This is a genomic window from Rhodococcus sp. NPDC060084, from assembly GCF_042730335.1.
In the GTDB taxonomy this organism is placed as follows: domain Bacteria; phylum Actinomycetota; class Actinomycetes; order Mycobacteriales; family Mycobacteriaceae; genus Rhodococcus.
Window position 1 is genome coordinate 23122 of sequence record NZ_JBHWWX010000004.1, and the last position, 16319, is coordinate 39440.

20 protein-coding genes and 1 pseudogene are annotated in these 16319 nt (G+C 67.8%); 10 read left to right on the forward strand and 11 right to left on the reverse strand.

The genetic code is table 11. The annotated features are described in order from the left end of the window. Positions 1–11 precede the first annotated feature (11 nt). The 4 genes from ACFWBU_RS03525 to ACFWBU_RS03540 are packed head-to-tail and all read left to right on the forward strand — an operon-like array spanning position 12 to position 2588. Positions 12–701 (forward strand): energy-coupling factor ABC transporter permease, encoded by a 690-nt coding sequence (locus ACFWBU_RS03525; protein WP_206037271.1) that lies wholly within the window; start codon positions 12–14, stop codon positions 699–701. Next, positions 698–1066, forward strand: coding sequence for a PDGLE domain-containing protein (locus tag ACFWBU_RS03530; RefSeq protein WP_169622429.1), 369 nt, complete (start codon positions 698–700; stop codon positions 1064–1066). Before ACFWBU_RS03525 ends, ACFWBU_RS03530 begins: the two co-directional genes overlap by 4 nt. Further along, positions 1063–1824, forward strand: coding sequence for a cobalt ECF transporter T component CbiQ (gene cbiQ / locus ACFWBU_RS03535; RefSeq protein ID WP_169622428.1), 762 nt, complete (start codon positions 1063–1065; stop codon positions 1822–1824). The genes ACFWBU_RS03530 and cbiQ overlap by 4 nt, the downstream gene beginning before the upstream one ends. Further along, the gene (locus tag ACFWBU_RS03540; RefSeq protein ID WP_169622427.1) at positions 1821–2588 is read left to right on the forward strand and encodes an ABC transporter ATP-binding protein; all 768 of its coding nucleotides are present in this window, start codon (positions 1821–1823) and stop codon (positions 2586–2588) included. Before cbiQ ends, ACFWBU_RS03540 begins: the two co-directional genes overlap by 4 nt. 15 nt (positions 2589–2603) lie before the next feature. Here the strand turns inward: ACFWBU_RS03540 and ACFWBU_RS03545 are convergent, their stop codons facing one another. Then, positions 2604–2984: a helix-turn-helix transcriptional regulator gene (locus tag ACFWBU_RS03545; RefSeq protein ID WP_296551551.1), complete on the reverse strand. Its 381-nt coding sequence runs from the start codon at positions 2982–2984 to the stop codon at positions 2604–2606. Positions 2985–3131: 147 nt separating this feature from the next. On the opposite strand from ACFWBU_RS03545, the gene ACFWBU_RS03550 reads away from it, so the two are divergent. Next, positions 3132–5183, forward strand: a complete 2052-nt coding sequence (locus ACFWBU_RS03550) for an elongation factor G (protein ID WP_378527491.1) — start codon at positions 3132–3134, stop codon at positions 5181–5183. Positions 5184–5214: 31 nt separating this feature from the next. On the opposite strand, the gene ACFWBU_RS03555 is transcribed toward ACFWBU_RS03550, so the two are convergent. Continuing rightward, positions 5215–5718: a carbonic anhydrase gene (locus ACFWBU_RS03555; RefSeq protein WP_169622424.1), complete on the reverse strand. Its 504-nt coding sequence runs from the start codon at positions 5716–5718 to the stop codon at positions 5215–5217. Positions 5719–5929: 211 nt separating this feature from the next. Here ACFWBU_RS03555 and ACFWBU_RS03560 point away from each other — a divergent pair, with 211 nt between their 5' ends. Further along, the gene (locus ACFWBU_RS03560) at positions 5930–6118 is read left to right on the forward strand and encodes a hypothetical protein (RefSeq protein ID WP_072700161.1); all 189 of its coding nucleotides are present in this window, start codon (positions 5930–5932) and stop codon (positions 6116–6118) included. 35 nt (positions 6119–6153) lie between these two features. Here the strand turns inward: ACFWBU_RS03560 and ACFWBU_RS03565 are convergent, their stop codons facing one another. Further along, on the reverse strand, positions 6154–7314 hold the full coding sequence (locus tag ACFWBU_RS03565) for an iron-containing alcohol dehydrogenase (RefSeq protein ID WP_169622423.1): 1161 nt from the start codon (positions 7312–7314) through the stop codon (positions 6154–6156). A gap of 58 nt (positions 7315–7372) precedes the next feature. Further along, positions 7373–8377 (reverse strand): ADP-ribosylglycohydrolase family protein, encoded by a 1005-nt coding sequence (locus ACFWBU_RS03570; protein WP_296551558.1) that lies wholly within the window; start codon positions 8375–8377, stop codon positions 7373–7375. Positions 8378–8437: 60 nt separating this feature from the next. Between ACFWBU_RS03570 and ACFWBU_RS03575 the strand changes: the two genes are divergently transcribed. Beyond that, a complete protein-coding gene (locus ACFWBU_RS03575; protein WP_378527493.1) occupies positions 8438–9103 on the forward strand; it encodes an NUDIX domain-containing protein in 666 nt (221 codons plus the stop codon). A 45-nt stretch (positions 9104–9148) separates the two neighbouring features. Here ACFWBU_RS03575 and ACFWBU_RS03580 read toward each other — a convergent pair whose 3' ends face one another. Further along, positions 9149–10057: a pseudouridine-5'-phosphate glycosidase gene (locus ACFWBU_RS03580; protein WP_378527494.1), complete on the reverse strand. Its 909-nt coding sequence runs from the start codon at positions 10055–10057 to the stop codon at positions 9149–9151. Positions 10058–10105: 48 nt separating this feature from the next. Further along, positions 10106–10663, reverse strand: coding sequence for a TIGR03086 family metal-binding protein (locus tag ACFWBU_RS03585; protein ID WP_378527495.1), 558 nt, complete (start codon positions 10661–10663; stop codon positions 10106–10108). Positions 10664–10700: 37 nt separating this feature from the next. Between ACFWBU_RS03585 and ACFWBU_RS03590 the strand changes: the two genes are divergently transcribed. Then, on the forward strand, positions 10701–11564 hold the full coding sequence (locus tag ACFWBU_RS03590; RefSeq protein WP_378527496.1) for a helix-turn-helix domain-containing protein: 864 nt from the start codon (positions 10701–10703) through the stop codon (positions 11562–11564). Between the two features lie 120 nt (positions 11565–11684). Further along, positions 11685–12572 (forward strand): alpha/beta fold hydrolase, encoded by an 888-nt coding sequence (locus ACFWBU_RS03595; RefSeq protein ID WP_169652745.1) that lies wholly within the window; start codon positions 11685–11687, stop codon positions 12570–12572. A 4-nt stretch (positions 12573–12576) separates the two neighbouring features. Here ACFWBU_RS03595 and ACFWBU_RS03600 read toward each other — a convergent pair whose 3' ends face one another. The 3 genes from ACFWBU_RS03600 to ACFWBU_RS03610 all read right to left on the reverse strand — a co-directional run bounded on the left by ACFWBU_RS03600 (position 12577) and on the right by ACFWBU_RS03610 (position 14415). Then, a complete protein-coding gene (locus tag ACFWBU_RS03600) occupies positions 12577–13356 on the reverse strand; it encodes a maleylpyruvate isomerase family mycothiol-dependent enzyme (protein ID WP_378527497.1) in 780 nt (259 codons plus the stop codon). 79 nt (positions 13357–13435) lie between these two features. Continuing rightward, positions 13436–13765, reverse strand: coding sequence for a hypothetical protein (locus ACFWBU_RS03605; RefSeq protein ID WP_378527499.1), 330 nt, complete (start codon positions 13763–13765; stop codon positions 13436–13438). 38 nt (positions 13766–13803) lie between these two features. Beyond that, positions 13804–14415 (reverse strand): DUF3558 domain-containing protein, encoded by a 612-nt coding sequence (locus ACFWBU_RS03610; RefSeq protein WP_169622415.1) that lies wholly within the window; start codon positions 14413–14415, stop codon positions 13804–13806. Positions 14416–14617: 202 nt separating this feature from the next. Between ACFWBU_RS03610 and ACFWBU_RS03615 the strand changes: the two genes are divergently transcribed. After that, positions 14618–15049: a PPOX class F420-dependent oxidoreductase gene (locus ACFWBU_RS03615; protein WP_169622414.1), complete on the forward strand. Its 432-nt coding sequence runs from the start codon at positions 14618–14620 to the stop codon at positions 15047–15049. Between the two features lie 9 nt (positions 15050–15058). Here the strand turns inward: ACFWBU_RS03615 and ACFWBU_RS03620 are convergent, their stop codons facing one another. Both ACFWBU_RS03620 and ACFWBU_RS03625 read right to left on the reverse strand, forming a co-directional pair. After that, positions 15059–15817, reverse strand: coding sequence for an HAD-IA family hydrolase (locus tag ACFWBU_RS03620; RefSeq protein WP_378527500.1), 759 nt, complete (start codon positions 15815–15817; stop codon positions 15059–15061). 33 nt (positions 15818–15850) lie between these two features. Next, a pseudogene (locus ACFWBU_RS03625) lies at positions 15851–16261 on the reverse strand (GyrI-like domain-containing protein). Between the last annotated feature and the right edge of the window lie 58 nt (positions 16262–16319).

Genomic DNA, 16319 nt, shown 5'->3' on the forward strand with positions numbered 1-16319 from the left:
GAGGGAACTCTATGGACGTCTCGGCAATGCACATGAGCGACGGTCTGATCAACGCACCGACATCGGCTGTGTTCTTCGTGATCGCCGCGCTCGGGCTCGCGGTGGCGCTGCCCCGCGCACGACGGGAACTCGACGAACGAACCGCTCCCCTCGCCGGTCTCGTCGCCGCGTTCGTGTTCGCCCTGCAGATGATCAACTTTCCGGTGCTTCCCGGTGTCAGCGGGCACGTCCTCGGAGGTGCCCTCGCCGCGATCCTGGTGGGCCCGGCGACAGCCGCACTCTGCCTGACAGTCGTGCTCGTCGTGCAAGCACTGCTGTTCGCCGACGGCGGGCTCACCGCACTCGGAACCAACGTCACCAACATGGCGTTGCTGGGAGTCGCCGCCGGGTACGGAACGGCCGTCGCCTTGCGTCCGCTTCTGCGCCGGTCCTCGGGCGTCGCGGTCCTCGGCGTCGTATCCTTCGTGGCCGCGGTGGTCGCCACGGTGGTCGCGGCCGCGGGCTTCCTCGTCGAATACGCCGTCGGCGGCACCGCGGGTTCGATCGGGACCATCGCACCGTTCCTGATCGGCGTGCACGTCCTCATCGGCATGGGCGAAGGAGTGATCACGGCCGTGACGGTGATGGCGGTGGCACGAGCGCGCCCCGACCTGGTCTATCTCCTCCGGCCGTTGCGTCAAGGTGATCGGAGTCCGGTATGAGCCGAAAAGCCGTTCTGATCGTGCTGGGTGCGGCGGTGCTGCTCCTCGCCGGGGTGGTGTCCTCGTTCGCCGACCCGAATCCCGACGGGCTCGAAGCCGCGACCGTGCGGGGCTGCGAGGTCGCCGAGAGCGATACGAGCGAGTCCCTCGCCGGTGACTGTCCCGCGATCGGCGCCGAAGACCACGCATTGGCAACGAGCCCGCTCGCCGACTACGCCGTCGCCGAACGCGAAGGGACCACCGGCGTGGCCGGGATCGTCGGCGCGGTCGCCACGCTGGTGTTCGCAGCGGGGTTGTTCATGGTGCTGGCACGCCGCCGGAAGCCCGCCCGGAGCGACGCGCCCCTCGGGAAAACCGGGCCGTGAGCACCCCGACGATCGAGAACGGTGCGGCCACCGTCACCGCGGCAGCCCGCAGGCTCCCCACCGAGGTGAAGATCGTCGGTGCGGTCGTCTTCACGTTCGTGGTGGTCGCGACACCCCGTGAAGCGATGTGGGCGTTCGCGCTGTATTTCTCGATCGTCGCGGCGGTCTGCGTCGCTGCTCGTATCCGGCTGTCGTGGCTGTTGCCCCGTATGTCCATCGAACTGCCGTTCCTGGTTCTCGCGGTGCTGCTGCCGTTCGCGGAGTCCGGGACACGCGTGGAGTGGCTGGGGCTGTCCCTGTCGGTGCCGGGCCTGTATGCGGCGTGGGGCATCGTGGTCAAGGGCACCTTGGGTGTGCTCGCGTCCCTCATCCTCGCCGCGACCACACCGGTTCAGGATCTGCCCGGCGGTCTGACACGGTTACACGTCCCGCCGCTCATCACCACCGTGGTCCTGCTGATGCTGCGCTATGCCACGTTGCTCGCCGCCGAAGCGAAGAGCATGGATATCGCGCGGCGCTCGCGAGGCGACGATCCGCGGATGCTCCACCGCATCGGGGCGACGGCACGCGGTGTCGGGTCGTTGTTCGTGCGCGCGTACGAACGCGGCGAGCGGGTGCACTGGGCGATGCTTTCCCGGGGTTTCACCGGTGCCGTGCCCGCCACGGGATCGGCGGCGACCCGGACAGCGTGGGCATTCGGCCTGATGCCCGCGGCACTCGCCGGCGCGGTGTGCGCGGCAGCGTGGGGCGGGTTGTGAGCACGTCCCCCGCCGTCGAACTCGAGGGGGTGCAGCACGTGTATCCCGACGGCCGTCACGCACTGCGCGGTATCGACCTCGCAGTCGAGCCCGGCGAGCGGGTCGCCGTCCTCGGTCCCAACGGGTCCGGCAAAACCACCCTCATGCTGCACCTCAACGGCGTTCTGGCTCCGTCGTCCGGGACCGTACGAATCGGTGGAACGCCCGTGACGCGCCGTACGCTGCGCGGAATTCGCAGCCGCGTCGGCCTTGTGTTCCAGAACCCCGACGACCAGCTCTTCATGCCCACCGTGTCTCAGGACGTGGCGTTCGGACCGGCCAACTTCGGGGTGCCGGAACCGGAACTCGGCTCGAGGGTGCAGTCCGCGCTCGAGGCGGTGGGGATGGAGGAACACTCCGGGCGCACGACGATGCATCTCTCGGCCGGGCAGCAGCGGCGAGTCGCGCTGGCGACGGTGCTGTCCTGCCGGCCCGAGGTACTCGTGCTCGACGAGCCGTCCAACGATCTCGACCCGGTGTCCCGGAGGGAACTGGCGGAGGTGCTGCTCGGCCTGGGCACCACGATGCTGGTGGTCACCCACGACCTGCCCTACGCGGCGCAACTGTGCACCCGGGCGGTGATCCTCAACGACGGACGCCTCGCGGCGGACGGCCCGATCGAGACGATCCTGTCCGATTCCGGTCTGCTCGCGCAGAACCGCCTCGAGCTCCCGTGGGGATTCAGCCTGACGCCGCGGGCGGCACACGCGCACGACGGGGAATGACGCCGGAGACCCGCCTCAGGAACGCTCTGTGCGATGGCGGTGCGTGTGCGAATGGCCCGCCTGCTCGTGCGTGGCCCCGATGGAATGGAGAAGTTCGTGCACCGTGGTGTCCGCGAGCCGGTACCGCACCAGGCGTCCTTCCCGCTCCGCGGTGACCCAGCCACGATTTCGTAGCAAACGCAGCGCGTGGGAGACGGCGGTCCCGGTCATCTCGAGGGCCGCGGCAAGATCGGTGACGCAGATCCCCGGGGCATGGTGCAGGCACATCAGCAACCGCAGCCGGTTGACGTCGGACAACAGTTCGAAACGATCCGCCCACCGCGCGATGTCCGGCGTCCGGAGGGCGGCGGCCGCGCGGCGCACATCGTCGGAGTCGAACACCGCGTCCACCGTCATGCACCGAGTGTACGAAGCTCTGTTCTCTCACGACTGCACATCGCCCGATAGGCCGCTCCGCCAACCCGATTGACCGAGGGCAATATTCGGCCGTGAGCTGGGGAGAACCCGCTTAGACTGTGCTCAGGCCACCCGAGGAGCACGCCGATGCCCGATCGCACCGCAGCACGCAGCAGGCAGGCGCCCGTCGCCGACAGCCCCGATCGAATCCGCAATGTCGCGCTCGTCGGGTGTACCGGCACCGGGAAAACCACCCTCGCCGAGTCGCTGGCGGCCGCGACGGGTGCGGTGGGACGCGCCGGGCGGGTCGCCGAAGGCACCACGGTGTCCGACTACGAGGAGATCGAGCAGAGACATCAGCGGTCGGTGCAGTTGACGGTGCTCGCGCTCGAATGGAAGGGCATCAAGATCAATCTGATCGACACACCGGGTCACCCCGATTTCGACGCCGAAGTCCGGGCGGGCTTGCACGCTGCCGACGCCGCGATCTTCGTCGTCTCGTCCACCGACCCGATCTCCGCCGCAACCCGCGCGTTGTGGCGCGAGTGCGACGAGGAGAAGATTCCCCGCGCGATCGTCGTGAACAAACTGGACATCGCCCGGCGCAGCTACGACGACGTCCTCTCCGAATGCCACGACGCGTTCGGCCTCGGCCCGGACACGCTGCGCGCACTGTTCTATCCCGTGTACGACGGCGACCGGCCGGTCGGCTCGATGGGATTGCTGACCGGACGCCGTTACGGCGAACCGGGCCCGTCCCCCGTGTCCGAGGACGTGCGCGAAGCGCTGGTGGAAGCCATCTCGGGGCAGGACGACACGCTCATGGAGCGGTTCATCGCGGGCGAACAACTCGACACCGCCTCGCTCGAAGAAGGGCTGACACGCGAATTCCTGTCCTGCGCACTACATCCCGCGGTTCCCGCCACAGAGTACGGGGTGGGCGCCGTCGAGTTGCTCGAGCTGATCACCACGGGTTTCCCCGATCCCACCCGGCGGTCGCGCGGTGCGCCTGCGTGCGACCCGGACGCGGATCTGGTGGCGCAGGTCGTCCGCGTCGCGGGAGATTCGTACGTCGGCCGGATCAGCCTGGTGCGCGTCTACGCCGGCACGCTCCGTCCGGATTCGACGCTTGCGCTCACCGGTGGCGACCGCGATTCGCGCGACCGTATTCCCTCACTGTCGAGTCCCTTCGGCAAACAGCAGCGGCCCGTCGGAGAGGCCGTCGCGGGCGACCTGGTGTCGGTCGGGAAACTCGCGACCGCACAGCCCGGTGACGTACTGCACGAGCCGGATCGGCCTGCGCACCTGGATATGTGGCCGACCCCGACACCGTTGCTGCCCGTCGCGATCGAGGCGCACACTCGCACCGACGACGACAAGTTGTCGCAGGCACTGTCACGGCTCGCGGCGGAAGATCCGGGCGTGCGCGTCGAACACAATCCCGACACCAACCAGATCGTGCTGTGGTGCACGGGTGAAGCACACGCGGAACTGGTGCTCGACCGTCTCCGCACCCGGCACGGAGTCCAGGTCGATCCGGTGGAATTTGCCGTAGCGCTCCGCGAAACCTTCGCGACGCCCGCGCCCGGACACGGGCGGCTCGTCAAGCAATCCGGTGGGCACGGCCAGTACGCGGTGGTCGACGTCGAAGTCGAGCCTTTGCCGATGGGAAGCGGGGTGGTGTTCGCCGAACGCGTGGTCGGCGGCGCGGTACCGCGGCAGTTCATCCCGTCGGTCGAGAAGGGTGTGTACGCACAGGCAGAGAAGGGGGTCGCCTCGGCCGGATGCCCCCTTGTCGACGTGCAGGTCACGCTCGTCGACGGCAAGGCTCATTCGGTGGACTCCTCCGACGCCGCATTCCAGACCGCCGCGGGGCTCGCGTTGCGAGATGCGGCGGCGCACAGCACTGTCCGCATTCTCGAACCGGTAGCCGCGGTCCGTGTAATCGTGCCGGAGGAGTTCCTCGGCGCGGTGCTCGGCGACCTCTCCGCACGGCGCGGTCGCGTCCTCGGCACCGAATCTCCCGAACCGGGAACAGCCCTGCTGCGCGCGGAGGTTCCCGAAATCGAACTCAGCCGCTATCCCGTCGAACTGCGGGCCATCACTCAGGGCACCGCCGAGTTCGCGCGGATGTACCTTCGGCACGAGCCGATGCCGGACAACCTCGCTGCGCGGATGACCTCGTCGTCGGCGAGCTGAGTCTTCTCTCGGCGAGCACGTCGGGATCTCGTCACGAGGTCCGTTCGTGCGCCACCTCGTTCAGCCTGCCCGTAGCGACGTCGAAGACGAACCCGCGGAGTGAGGTCGGTTCGGTGACGAACGGGCTCACTTCGATCCGGCGCAGCGACTGACGCACGTCTTCCTCGGGGTCGCGGAACGCTTCCGGGGCCCACTGCGGCCGGATCCCGGTGTCCTGCTCGACGGCGCGGGTGAACTCGTCGTCGGTAAAGGTCAGCATGCCGCAGTCGGTGTGGTGGATGAGCACGATCTCCTCGGTGCCGAGGAGTCGCCGGCTGATGGCGAGCGAACGGATCACGTCGTCGGTCACCGCGCCGCCCGCATTGCGAATCACGTGTGCCTCCCCTTCCGCTATGCCCAGGGCGCGGTACACGTCGAGCCGCGCATCCATGCACGCCACGATGGCGATGTGCTTGCTCGGGGGCAGCGGCAGGGGGCCGGTGAACCCGGCCGAATACGACTTGTTGTTGTTCAGATATTCGTCGGTGACTGTCACGCGCTCATCTCCACGTCGTCGGGCACGGTCGTACCATCCTCCTCCGGTCTCACCCGCCCGGCCAGCGTGCCGATCACCCTGATCCGAATTCGGCCCGGTGTGGGATTCGCCTCGTGCCGGTTTCGTCGACGATCTGCCCGGGTATCGCAAGTGCTGTCCCGAGCACGGGCGCGGTCCCGTGCCGGGCAACTTCACGAAAGGACGGATTTCGATGGCTGAATCCGAGCGCCCGGGCACCCCTGCCGACAACGACGACCTCACCGGCGAGAAGATCTCTCGACTGGTGGACGACATGGAAGAACGCGTCGAAGCCGAGCACGAGCGGGAAGGTAAGGCCGGTAGCCCTTCGGATCGCGAGGAAACCGAGCCTGTCGAGCCCGACGACCAGGCACCCGAGTAAACCGTTTCCCCCTGCCTCCACGCCCGGATCTGCCGTCAGTCGTAGATCCGGGCGTACAGGTCGCGGATCTCCTCCGCCGTGGGCACGAGCGGATTGTTGTTCGGCGATCCCGATGCCAGGGCCTGTTCCGCCATGAGCGGTATCAGCGAGTCCCAGTCACGTCTGTCGATGCCGTAGGCACGAGGCGTGGGCACTTCGACGTCGCGGCACAGTTCCGCCAGCGCGGCGACCAGGCTGTCCGCCGCAGCGGCGTCGTGGTCGCCGGAGGTGGCGACGCCCAGCGCGCGGGCACAGTCCGCATAGCGGGATTCGGCAGCCCGCACCGAGAAGGCGGTCACCGCGGGGAACAGCATCGCGTTCGACAAACCGTGCGCGACGTGAAAATGCGCGCCGATCGGCCGGCTCATCCCGTGGACGAGGGCGACGCTCGAGTTCGAGAACGCGATCCCGGCCTGGGTGGCCGCGAGCATCATCTGCTCCCGGGCGTCTTCGTCGTTGCCGTTCACGTAGACGCGTCGCAGAACTCTTCCGATGGTCTCGATCGCAGCGAGGGCCAACGTGTCCGAAAACGGAGTGGACTTCTTGCTGACGTACGCCTCGATCGCGTGGGTGAGCGCGTCGACCCCGGTGTCGGCAGTCAGTCGCGGAGGCATCGTCAACGTCAGCCGGTAGTCGACCACCGCCGCGATCGGCAGGAACGCCGCGCCCGGGCACAGCATCTTCTCGTTGGTGACACTGTCGCTGATCACGGTGAACTGCGTTGCCTCCGAACCACTCCCGGCCGTGGTCGGAACCGCGACGACAGGTAGCGCCGGACCGTTGTTGATGCGGGGGGCCTTGTACTCGCTCATCTGCCCACCGTGGACGGCCAGCAACCCGAGCGCCTTGGCGGTGTCCATCGGGCTGCCGCCACCGAAACCGATGACGCAATCGGCGTCGTGGGCGGCGACTGCCTCGAGACCCGCGACGAGGGAGTCGGTGGTGGGATCGGGAACGGTATCGGCGAACACCGCCGTTGCGAGTCCGGCCGCGCCGAGCCGTGACACCATGCGATCCACTGCGCCGGTCCCGACCATGAACCGGTCGGTCACCACGAGCGGCCGGGACAGCCCCAGCCCGGCCACCACCTCACCGATCTCGTCGACGGCGCCCCCGCCGATCCGCATCACGCGGGGAAGAGCAATGTGTGCGGCCACGTGGATCCCTTCGTCACAATTCGGTCCGAAGGATGTCTACCCCAACGAGCGGGCCGAGTCACTCCTCGACGAGAAACTGCGCGTGGTCGATCTCGGCGTCGGGCCGGTGGCGGTCGTCGCCCGCGCCCGCCCATGCGGTGTGCAAGGCGAGGCGTACGAGGTCCTGCGACCGGTACCCGGGCCAGCCGTGCAGGATCCGCTGCCACTGCGCGGGTACCGCCGACGCACCCCACCGGGCGCCGAGCAGCCCGCCGGCGATCGCCGCGGTGGTGTCGGTGTCGTGCCCGGCACGTACGGCGAGTTCGAGCGCCTGGGGAAGATGACCGGGGCCGGTCGCGTCGGCATGGCACACGGCCCACCACGCCGTCTGCAGCGCATGGACCACCCACCCGTTGTTGTCGAAGACCCGCGGGTCGGAAGCTGTGCGGGCATCGTCGAGCAAAGTCGACCAGCGCCGTGCCGCGTCTCCCGGCAGCGTTTCCAGACCGGCGTCGACGCCGTCGAACGTGCCGTGGAGGACGGCGTGCCGGATCGCGAACGACCACAGCATGCATGCCTCGACGGCCTCGGGATCGTCGTGCGTGAGACGACTGATGTCGCGGGCTGCCGCGACACATCGCTCGCCGTCGGCGAGGTAGGCAATCCCCACGGGTGCGGTCCGCATGAGCGACCCGTTGCCGCCCTTCCTGCCGGGGAGGGCGCGCGCCCGCTCGGTCATCGACGCTGCGGTCGGCTGCGCTGTACTCAGCACCGCGCGGGTCTGGTTTCCGATGTCCTTGGGCCCGGACGCATACCAGCGTGCGAACCCGGCGGCGACGGCGTCGAGTCCGTCGCCGGCACCGATGTCGGCTCCGGTGGCGGAAACCTCCGCGATCGCGAGCGCCATGGACGTGTCGTCCGTCCACTCACCGGGAGCGAACGGCCCGAGTCCCCCACCGATCATGCGGATCGCTGTCTCCGGAGTGGGATAGGTGAATTCGTAGCCCGCGCCGAGTGCGTCACCCGCTGCGGTGGCGAGCAGGACCCCTGCCGCCCGGTCGTTCTGTGCTGTCGTCAGCCTCATACCGTCTCCCCTTCGATCAATTCTGCGCAAATATTAGCGCACATTTGATTGAATGGGGAGATGCAGGCCTGGACCGATCCCCGGGGCAAGTCCCTCACCGACTATCCGCGTCCGTCCGTGGCGGTGGACGTCGCGGTACTGACCGTCGACGAAACGCTGAAAGTACTGGTCATCGAGCGACCCGACGGCACATCAGCACTTCCCGGGACGTTTCTCCGTCCCGGAGAACGGCTCGCCGACGCGGCTCGCCGGGCTCTGCGCGACAAGGCCTCGCTCTCGGGGATCGAGTTCCACCAGCTCGCGATGCTCGACGACCCAGGACGCGACGATCGAGGGTGGGTGCTGTCGATGGCGCACGGAGCGGCCGTTCCCGTCGCCGAGATCCCGGCCGAAGCCCGGCTCACCCCCGTCACCGGCATCGCCGATCTCGCATTCGACCACGCCACCATCGTGGAATTGGCCGTCGACGACCTGCGGGCGCGGTACTCGGCCGCCGTGGACCCGGCCCGGTTTCTCGGCGACGAGTTCACCGTGCTGGATCTGCGCCGTCTCTACGAAATCGTCTTCGACCGCCGCTACCCCAAGGACACGTTCCGGCGGCATCTGCTGCACGGGCTCGAACCCACGGGCGAACTCCGCCGCGAAGGCACCGGCCGCCCGGCCGAAATCTACCGGCGACGCGACGTCGCGCTGCCACCCGCCACCACCGCATTTCTGCTGCAGTGACATTTCCGGTGCGGCGACATTTCCGGGTGCGGTGACGTGCGCGTGTCAGGACACCAATGCCCTCGCGATCGCCGCGCCGAGAGCGACATTGCCCTGGTACGCAGCGATATTCGTCTCGAGCGTACGGCCGTCCGTCGCGCGATGCATGTGCTCGAGCAGGAACGGAGTGAGACTCTTGCCGCGAAGTCCCGAAACCGCTGCCTCACGCTCCGCCTCGACGAGGACCCGGTCGTGCAACTCCGGGTCCACCTGAGCCGACGCGTCCACAGGATTGCCCACCACCACCGCCGAACGGAGCCCGAGAGCGTTGCGGGCGCGGGCGAGCGCTGCCGCGTCTTCGGGTGAAGTGATGTCGTCGACGACGCAGCCGCTGTCCCGCACGTAGAACCCGGGGAAGCGGGCGGTGCGGTACCCGACGACCACCACCCCGAGTGTTTCGAAACGTTCGAGCGTGGCGGGGACATCGAGGACCGATTTGACACCGGCGCTCACAACGAGAATCGGAATCGACGCCAGCGCAACGATATCCGCGCTTTCGTCGAAGGTGGTGGCGGCGCCTCGATGTACGCCGCCGAGACCGCCGGTGGCGAATACCCCGATCCCGGCGTGATGCGCGAGAAACGCGGTCGCGGCGACCGTCGTGCCGCCGTGTGTCCGCTTGAGCGCGGCCATCGGCAGGTCGCGTATCCCGACCTTGACCACCTCGCTCTCGGCGTCTCCGAGTGTGACGATCTGCTCCTCGGAGAGGCCGACCGTGGGGACCCCGTCGACGACGCCCACGGTTGCCGGGACAGCACCCGCGTCACGCAACTGCTGTTCGGCGGCCAGAGCGACCGCCACGTTTCGGGGCCGGGTCAGGCCGTGCGTGAAGATGGTCGATTCGAGCGCGACTACGGGGCGACGTTCGGCCAGCGCCTCACGCACGGGTCCGGACACCACGATCGGTTCGCTCATACGCCCGAGACTAACGGCCGGGCCGCGAGCCGGCCGTGTCCCGCACTCTCACACGGCGTCGGGGCGACGGCGCCCCAGGCGCGCGAGCACTCGAGTCGACCGGTCGGCGCCCTCCGGTGCCTCGACACCCGGTGCGCACACCCCGTCCATGTAGAGCGAGTCGCCGAAACTGTCCGCTCCGGCCTCGATCCGCTCGAGTTCGGCCTCGTTGAACGTCTCCTCGAGGCCTGCGCTGGTGGCGAGGTCCCATCGATGCACGATCATGTCCCAGACGTAGAACTGGTCGAAGGTCGCTCCGATGGTCGTGGGTCCGAAGTACCCGTCATAGGGCGTGTTCACGAGGGCGTCGTCCGCGACGATGTCCGCCACCTGGGCGTTGTGCTTCTGCCATGCGCCGGCCGGGTCGTCGAGGGAGGGCCGATCACCGAGGTCGAGGTCGCGGCCGGTGAAGAATTCGCGTTGGGTATCGATGATATGACTCAGGACGTCGCGCGCGGTCCACCCCTCGCACGGTGACGGACGGTCCCAGTCCTCGGCCTTCAACGCGCCCACGACCGCGCCGAGTCGCTGTTCTGCTTCGCTGTGTCGGATCGCTGTTGTATTCATGGGTGCGACGCTATCGATCGCCCAGTGCGAGGTATTGATGAAATCCGACACCGGGGACTCCGGAAAGCCAGACGACGGCGAGCCGATCGAGCGCGCACACTTGAGACACCCGAACGACACAACGCACACCATCTTCCGATACCCGGCATCCCCCGATCTGGGCGACGTGGTCCGGCGCTACTGGATTCCCGTGTGGCGGGTCCCTCCGGGTCGGGAGGCTCCGCAGCACGTGCTGCGGTATCCCGTATGCCTGGTCGTGATCACCGAGGACTACGCCCGCTTCTACGGTGTCGAGTCCGGTTTGTCGACCACCGTTCTGACAGGTGAGGGCTGGGCCGCCGGTGTCATGCTCGCCCCCGCGGCGGGTGCCCTCGTGGCCGGTGGGCCACTCGCGTCGTTCACCGACCGGATCGTGGAGGTGCCGGAGGTCCTCGGCGACGCGGGCGTCCGTGTCGTCGATCGGGTGCGCGAGATGATGCGCCGCGATCCGCGGTCCCCCGAGGCTCACCACGCGGTGATGGGCGTCTACGACGAGGTCTTCCGGCGCTACCTGCCGGTCGACGACGAGGGCCGCCTCGTCAACCGTGTCGTGGCGTTCGTGGAGGACAACCCGGACGTGTTGCGCGTAGAACAGGTACGCAACGAATTCGGTCTCTCCGAGCGCGCGCTGCAGCGACTCGTCCACCGGCGCATCGGACTTACCCCGAAATGGCTGATCCAGCGGCGGCGCCTCCAGGAGGCCGCGGGCCGCCTGCGCGAGAAGTCCGGTTCGCTGTCCGAGGTCGCCGCCGTCCTCGGGTACGCCGACCAACCGCATTTCGTGCGCGACTTCAAGAACGCCGTGGGCGTGACGCCCGGCGCGTTCGCCGATCGTTACTCCGGACCGTCCTCCCGGGGATGACGGAGCCCGCGCCTCGCAGCGCGATCGTCCCTGCCGCGCTCCACTCCCTGACAACATGCGGTTCCGTTCGCGCCGAGCCACATCTGGCTTCTCGCCCGGTAGTCGCGTAGAGAAGTCCTCATGGATCCGCACCGCACCGACGAGTTCGCGCTGCTTCCCGAGAACGCCGCGGAGTTGGGCCTCGAACTCCCCGTACCGCCGACCGTGCGGCGGGTGCGCGCCGAACACGACGGCGGGCACACCAGCGCGCTGCTGTGGGGCGACGTCTCTCCCCGCCTCGTGTTCCTGCACGGCGGAGCCCAGAACGCACACACCTGGGACTCGGTGGTCCTCGCACTCGGGGTGCCCGCGCTCGCCGTCGACCTCCCCGGTCACGGCCACTCCTCCTGGCGTGACGACGGCGACTACTCGCCGTGGCCGAACGCCGAAGCGGTGGCGCACGCGGTCCGCCGCTGGGCGCCTCGTGCGGAGGCCGTGGTCGGCATGTCGCTCGGGGGCTTGACCGCCCTCCGGCTCGGCTCCCTCGCACCGGAACTCGTGCGCCGCACCGTCCTCGTCGACGTCACCCCGGCATCGTTCCGGCGGCACCAGGGCATGGCCGAAAACCAACGCGGAACCGTCGCTCTCGCGGCGGGACCGGCCGTCTTCGACACGTTCGACGAGATCGTCGCCCTCACCGCCGCGGCGGCACCGCACCGATCACCGTCGTCGATCCGGCGCGGCGTCGTCCACAACACGCGGCAGCGCAGCGACGGACGATGGGAGTGGCGTTACGACCGGATGCGCACCATGCGCGACTTCACCCCGCTGTGGGACGACCTCGCCGCACTCGACGGACCCGTCTCGCTGGTGCGCGGTGGCGCTTCGGCCTACGTCACCGAAGAGGACGTCGACGAGGCGCGTCGACGCGTCCCCGGGCTGGATGTGCACGTGGTGCCGGGCTCCGGGCATTCCGTACAGAGCGACGCGCCCCGGGAACTCGCCGGCATCCTGCGGGACATTCTCTGACCGTTCAGCCGAACGCGACCACATCGAGCCATGAATCCAGTAGCGCGGCATCGCCGAACACCTCGACCTCGGGGTCGGCGACTGCTCGTCGGCGATAAAGCACCAGCATCAACTCGACCAACGGTCCCCGCACCGCCACCGCACTCTTCTCGTGCGCACGGCGCCAGACGAACTCGTCGCCGGTGAGGTCCACGACCCACTCCGCATGCGAATCGGTCGCGTGGAAATGGAGAGTGCTATCGGGTCCGTGCAGCGCGTGCCGGCGGTCGCTCATCCTCCGCGGCCACGTCACCACAGCAAGATCGAGCCACTCGTCGACGGCGTCGAGTGCGACATCGTGGCTGAGGTCGAACCCCTCGCCCAGCGCCAGCACGGCATCGGCACGGTGCACTGCAGTCTCGTGGGTGAAGCGTCGCGCATAGAACTGCGGGGTCTGCGGGCCGACCGGCGTCGGGGTCCAGACCTTCCGCTCGGGACCTGCCTCGCGCAGAGACGATTCCAGGTCGAGTGCGCCGGCAAGCAACCACGGCACCAGCTGGTCGGGGTCTTCGTCGACGTACGAGGCCAGTTCACGCATCGCCGAGTCGTCCGGGGGCGTCGTCGCTCCGGTACGCACTGCCTCGGCAGCCCAGCGGTGGCCGTATCCCACATGCCGCGCGAGCTGTCCCACATTCCAGCCCGGACACGTCGGCACCGGGGTATTCATATCCCGTCCCGGCAGCACCGAGCACAGCAACTCGGTCTGTGCGGTGATCTCCCCGCAGTACCTGGTGTAATCCAGCATCTCGATCCTCTCGTCCGTGGCCCGTGCACGTACCGGTCCGAGACTCTCACGGTCCGAGTCGATCAGGTTCTCACCCAGCTCACGGCTCGGTGTTTGTCGCCTGGAGTCGCCCTGCCCAGTCGAACTCCGAATCGAGAAACGCTTCGCCGCCGGAAGCGAACGCGTCGCGCAGGTCTGTGAGGGTGGTGATGAACTGGTCGATGCGCTCGCGGGCGGACGCGGGGGTTCCGGCGGCCTTGCGTGCGTAACCGGCGGCGAGTTGCCTGGCGGATTCGAGGTCGCCGAAGCCGTGCGTTTCGACGAGTCTCTCCGCTATTTTCCGTGACGCGTTCAGTTCGTCGAGCATGGTGTTGCAGATGCCGACGAGTTCGTCGATCACGTGTGGTTCAAGACGGATGAAATCGGTCATTTGGACCTCGCATTGTCGAAAGTGAACACACGACGTCTTCACTCGCTGATGAGGGGTTCGACAGCCGCTGCCAAGTCCTGGAGGCCGGCACACCACTCTTCGGGCGACGAACCCCTCGTATGGTCAGGGTTGTAAAGCCGATTGAAGATCACGATCCCGTAGGCGGTTTCCACAACGACCGCGCACGTGTTTCGCGCGGCGACATCGACCTGCAGGAGAGCACGCCTGCCGTTCACATCGATCGAAGTGGAGATATCGCCGTCCTTCTGCATTTCCTCCTGCAGAGTGACATTCCCGGACAAGATGTTGAGGCCGTACGGCCGCATTGTTCCCGGAACGCTGACGACACCGTCGTAGCTGCAGACGAGGAATGTATAACTACCCATCGGATAGTCGGCGATGTCCTTGCTTCGCGGGTCATATCCCACCTCGATCAACAGATCGTCCGGGATGTCCAGGCATGGATCGAACGTGATCTGCGGACGGCCCGAATCATCCACCACGCGCGGTGTGCGCGTCGTCGACATCGCGCTTTCCGTGGCAACGGATTCCGACTCGCCGGTCGCGGCCGATCCTGACCCGCACGATGCTGCCGACACCACGATCGCGACACACGCCACCGCTTTTGCGACAGTCCCCCACCCGTTCACGCGACCCCCCGATGCGCTGAAGTGCCGCAGACGCTAGCACAGTGCATCCGTGACACCGAGCGACATCATCGTGGTCGAAACGGAGCGGCAGACAACAGGCACCCGCATGATTACGCTGGCAGGTAACGATTTCCGCCCCGCGCGAAGCTGCCAGCGCGGCAAGATGTGTTCACAGGACCTACCGCGATCAGGAAGGACCCACATGAGCCGAGAGTCGGAGGTGCCGCTCGAGGCACTGTTCGGATCCAGCGGTATCGCGGCGCTCGCCACCCTGAAACACGACGGTCGGCCACAGCTCTCGAACATCGTGTACTCCTACGACCTCCTCGCGCGGACGTTCTCGGTCTCGATCACCGACACGCGTGCGAAGACCCGCAACATGCGGCGGGACCCGCGCGTGAGCGTGTTCGTCGACACTCGGGACGGCTGGTCGTACGCCGTAGCCGAAGGACACGCCGAATTGTCCGATGTGGCAGCGGATCCCCACGACACCACCGTCGATGAGCTCGTCGCGCTGTACCGGGCGGTGCAGGGCGATCACCCCGACTGGGATGAGTTCCGGGATGCCATGGTTGCGGAGGGACGTCTGCTGTTGCGGGTGCGGGTCGAACGGTTCTACGGCATCGCCCGCTGACGACGCTCCTCAGTGCCGTGCCGTGCCACGGGCTTTCGCGGCGCGGGCCGCATCCGCGAATGCCTGCATGGTCGGGAATTCGAGATCGTAGGTGTATTCGCCGGTGGGTGCCGGTGTCGCACCCCACCCCGGGCGGTCGTGGCGCCGGTTGATCCATACCGAGCGCAATCCTCGCCGGGCGGCGGGGACATGGTCGTGGAACAGCGACTGCGCCACGTGCAGGAGGCGCTCGCGCGGAATCCCGAATTCGGTGAGGGCGTCGTCGAGCGCCTCGAAGTGGTCGAGAGCTGGCTTGTACGCCTGCACGTCCTCGGCTGTGATGATCTTGTCGAACTCGACGCAGAGGCGCGCGTTGCTACCGGCGAAGCCGTCGCGATGGACATTGGACACGATGATCAGGGTGTAGTCCTCGGCCAGTGCCGAGAGGGCCTCGGCGGAGTCCGGGAACGCCGGCCAGTCCGGAACGGATGCGCCGAGCCGCGCCGCCCACTCGTCGGAGACTTCCGCGCCGAGTGCCGCGCCGGTGCGCCGAAATGCCTCGGCGAGGATCGCGGGGTACAACGCGTCGGGAGTGTCGCGCTCGGCCTGCGCCTCGTTCTCGGCGTACGCGAGAAGCAATTCCTCGTCGGACAGTTCCAGTCCGGCGTCCTGTGCCCACGGGGCGAGGACGGCGGCGATGCCCGTCTCCCAGTCGATCAATGTGCCGTAGCAATCGAAACTCAACGCGTCGACATCGGACAGATCCACGGCAGCTCTCCCGTCATGCATGTCGCCGAAGTGTAGGACCAGATGCCGTCCGCTTCACTCCCGGGCAGCCGCGACCGGTTGCCTCAGGATGGTGCGCAGCTTTTCCGGCGCGGTCCTGCGGAAGTCGCTCAGGTAGATCTCGTGGTGCTTGCCGACCATGCGCAGCCCGTTGCCCGGGACGAACTCGTCGTGCAGTTGCGCGAGGACGTCCGCTTCGTCGTCGAACGATCCGACGTGGAGCGTCTGCACACACCGCCCCTCCACGAGGGGTTCGAGGCGCGAACTTCAGCGTGAACGCCCGGGGTAGAGCGACTCGATCGCGTCGGCGAAGGCAGGTGAGGTGTTCGGGTTGCCGACACCATCGATCATGAGGTACCGCATGTCCGGCACGTCCACGATGCGGAATTCACCGCGCGTCGCGCGGTAGGCGTCGAGCGTCTTCTTGAAGTCGATCTTCTCGGCCATACGAACCCGGACTCACCCTGCGAGCCACTACCTTTCACGCCGTGAATGTACTCGAGAC

What these genes read in the sequence shown, in the direction of transcription:
- ACFWBU_RS03605 (WP_378527499.1), bottom strand. Translation starts at nt 13,765, where the DNA reads ATGACCGATTTCATCCGTCTTGAACCACACGTGATCGACGAACTCGTC.
- ACFWBU_RS03590 (WP_378527496.1), top strand. Translation starts at nt 10,701, where the DNA reads ATGAAATCCGACACCGGGGACTCCGGAAAGCCAGACGACGGCGAGCCG.
- ACFWBU_RS03595 (WP_169652745.1), top strand. Translation starts at nt 11,685, where the DNA reads ATGGATCCGCACCGCACCGACGAGTTCGCGCTGCTTCCCGAGAACGCC.
- ACFWBU_RS03560 (WP_072700161.1), top strand. Translation starts at nt 5,930, where the DNA reads ATGGCTGAATCCGAGCGCCCGGGCACCCCTGCCGACAACGACGACCTC.
- ACFWBU_RS03545 (WP_296551551.1), bottom strand. Translation starts at nt 2,984, where the DNA reads ATGACGGTGGACGCGGTGTTCGACTCCGACGATGTGCGCCGCGCGGCC.
- ACFWBU_RS03530 (WP_169622429.1), top strand. Translation starts at nt 698, where the DNA reads ATGAGCCGAAAAGCCGTTCTGATCGTGCTGGGTGCGGCGGTGCTGCTC.
- ACFWBU_RS03615 (WP_169622414.1), top strand. Translation starts at nt 14,618, where the DNA reads ATGAGCCGAGAGTCGGAGGTGCCGCTCGAGGCACTGTTCGGATCCAGC.
- ACFWBU_RS03575 (WP_378527493.1), top strand. Translation starts at nt 8,438, where the DNA reads ATGCAGGCCTGGACCGATCCCCGGGGCAAGTCCCTCACCGACTATCCG.
- ACFWBU_RS03620 (WP_378527500.1), bottom strand. Translation starts at nt 15,817, where the DNA reads ATGCATGACGGGAGAGCTGCCGTGGATCTGTCCGATGTCGACGCGTTG.
- ACFWBU_RS03580 (WP_378527494.1), bottom strand. Translation starts at nt 10,057, where the DNA reads ATGAGCGAACCGATCGTGGTGTCCGGACCCGTGCGTGAGGCGCTGGCC.
- ACFWBU_RS03550 (WP_378527491.1), top strand. Translation starts at nt 3,132, where the DNA reads ATGCCCGATCGCACCGCAGCACGCAGCAGGCAGGCGCCCGTCGCCGAC.
- ACFWBU_RS03585 (WP_378527495.1), bottom strand. Translation starts at nt 10,663, where the DNA reads ATGAATACAACAGCGATCCGACACAGCGAAGCAGAACAGCGACTCGGC.
- ACFWBU_RS03600 (WP_378527497.1), bottom strand. Translation starts at nt 13,356, where the DNA reads ATGCTGGATTACACCAGGTACTGCGGGGAGATCACCGCACAGACCGAG.
- ACFWBU_RS03570 (WP_296551558.1), bottom strand. Translation starts at nt 8,377, where the DNA reads ATGAGGCTGACGACAGCACAGAACGACCGGGCGGCAGGGGTCCTGCTC.
- ACFWBU_RS03525 (WP_206037271.1), top strand. Translation starts at nt 12, where the DNA reads ATGGACGTCTCGGCAATGCACATGAGCGACGGTCTGATCAACGCACCG.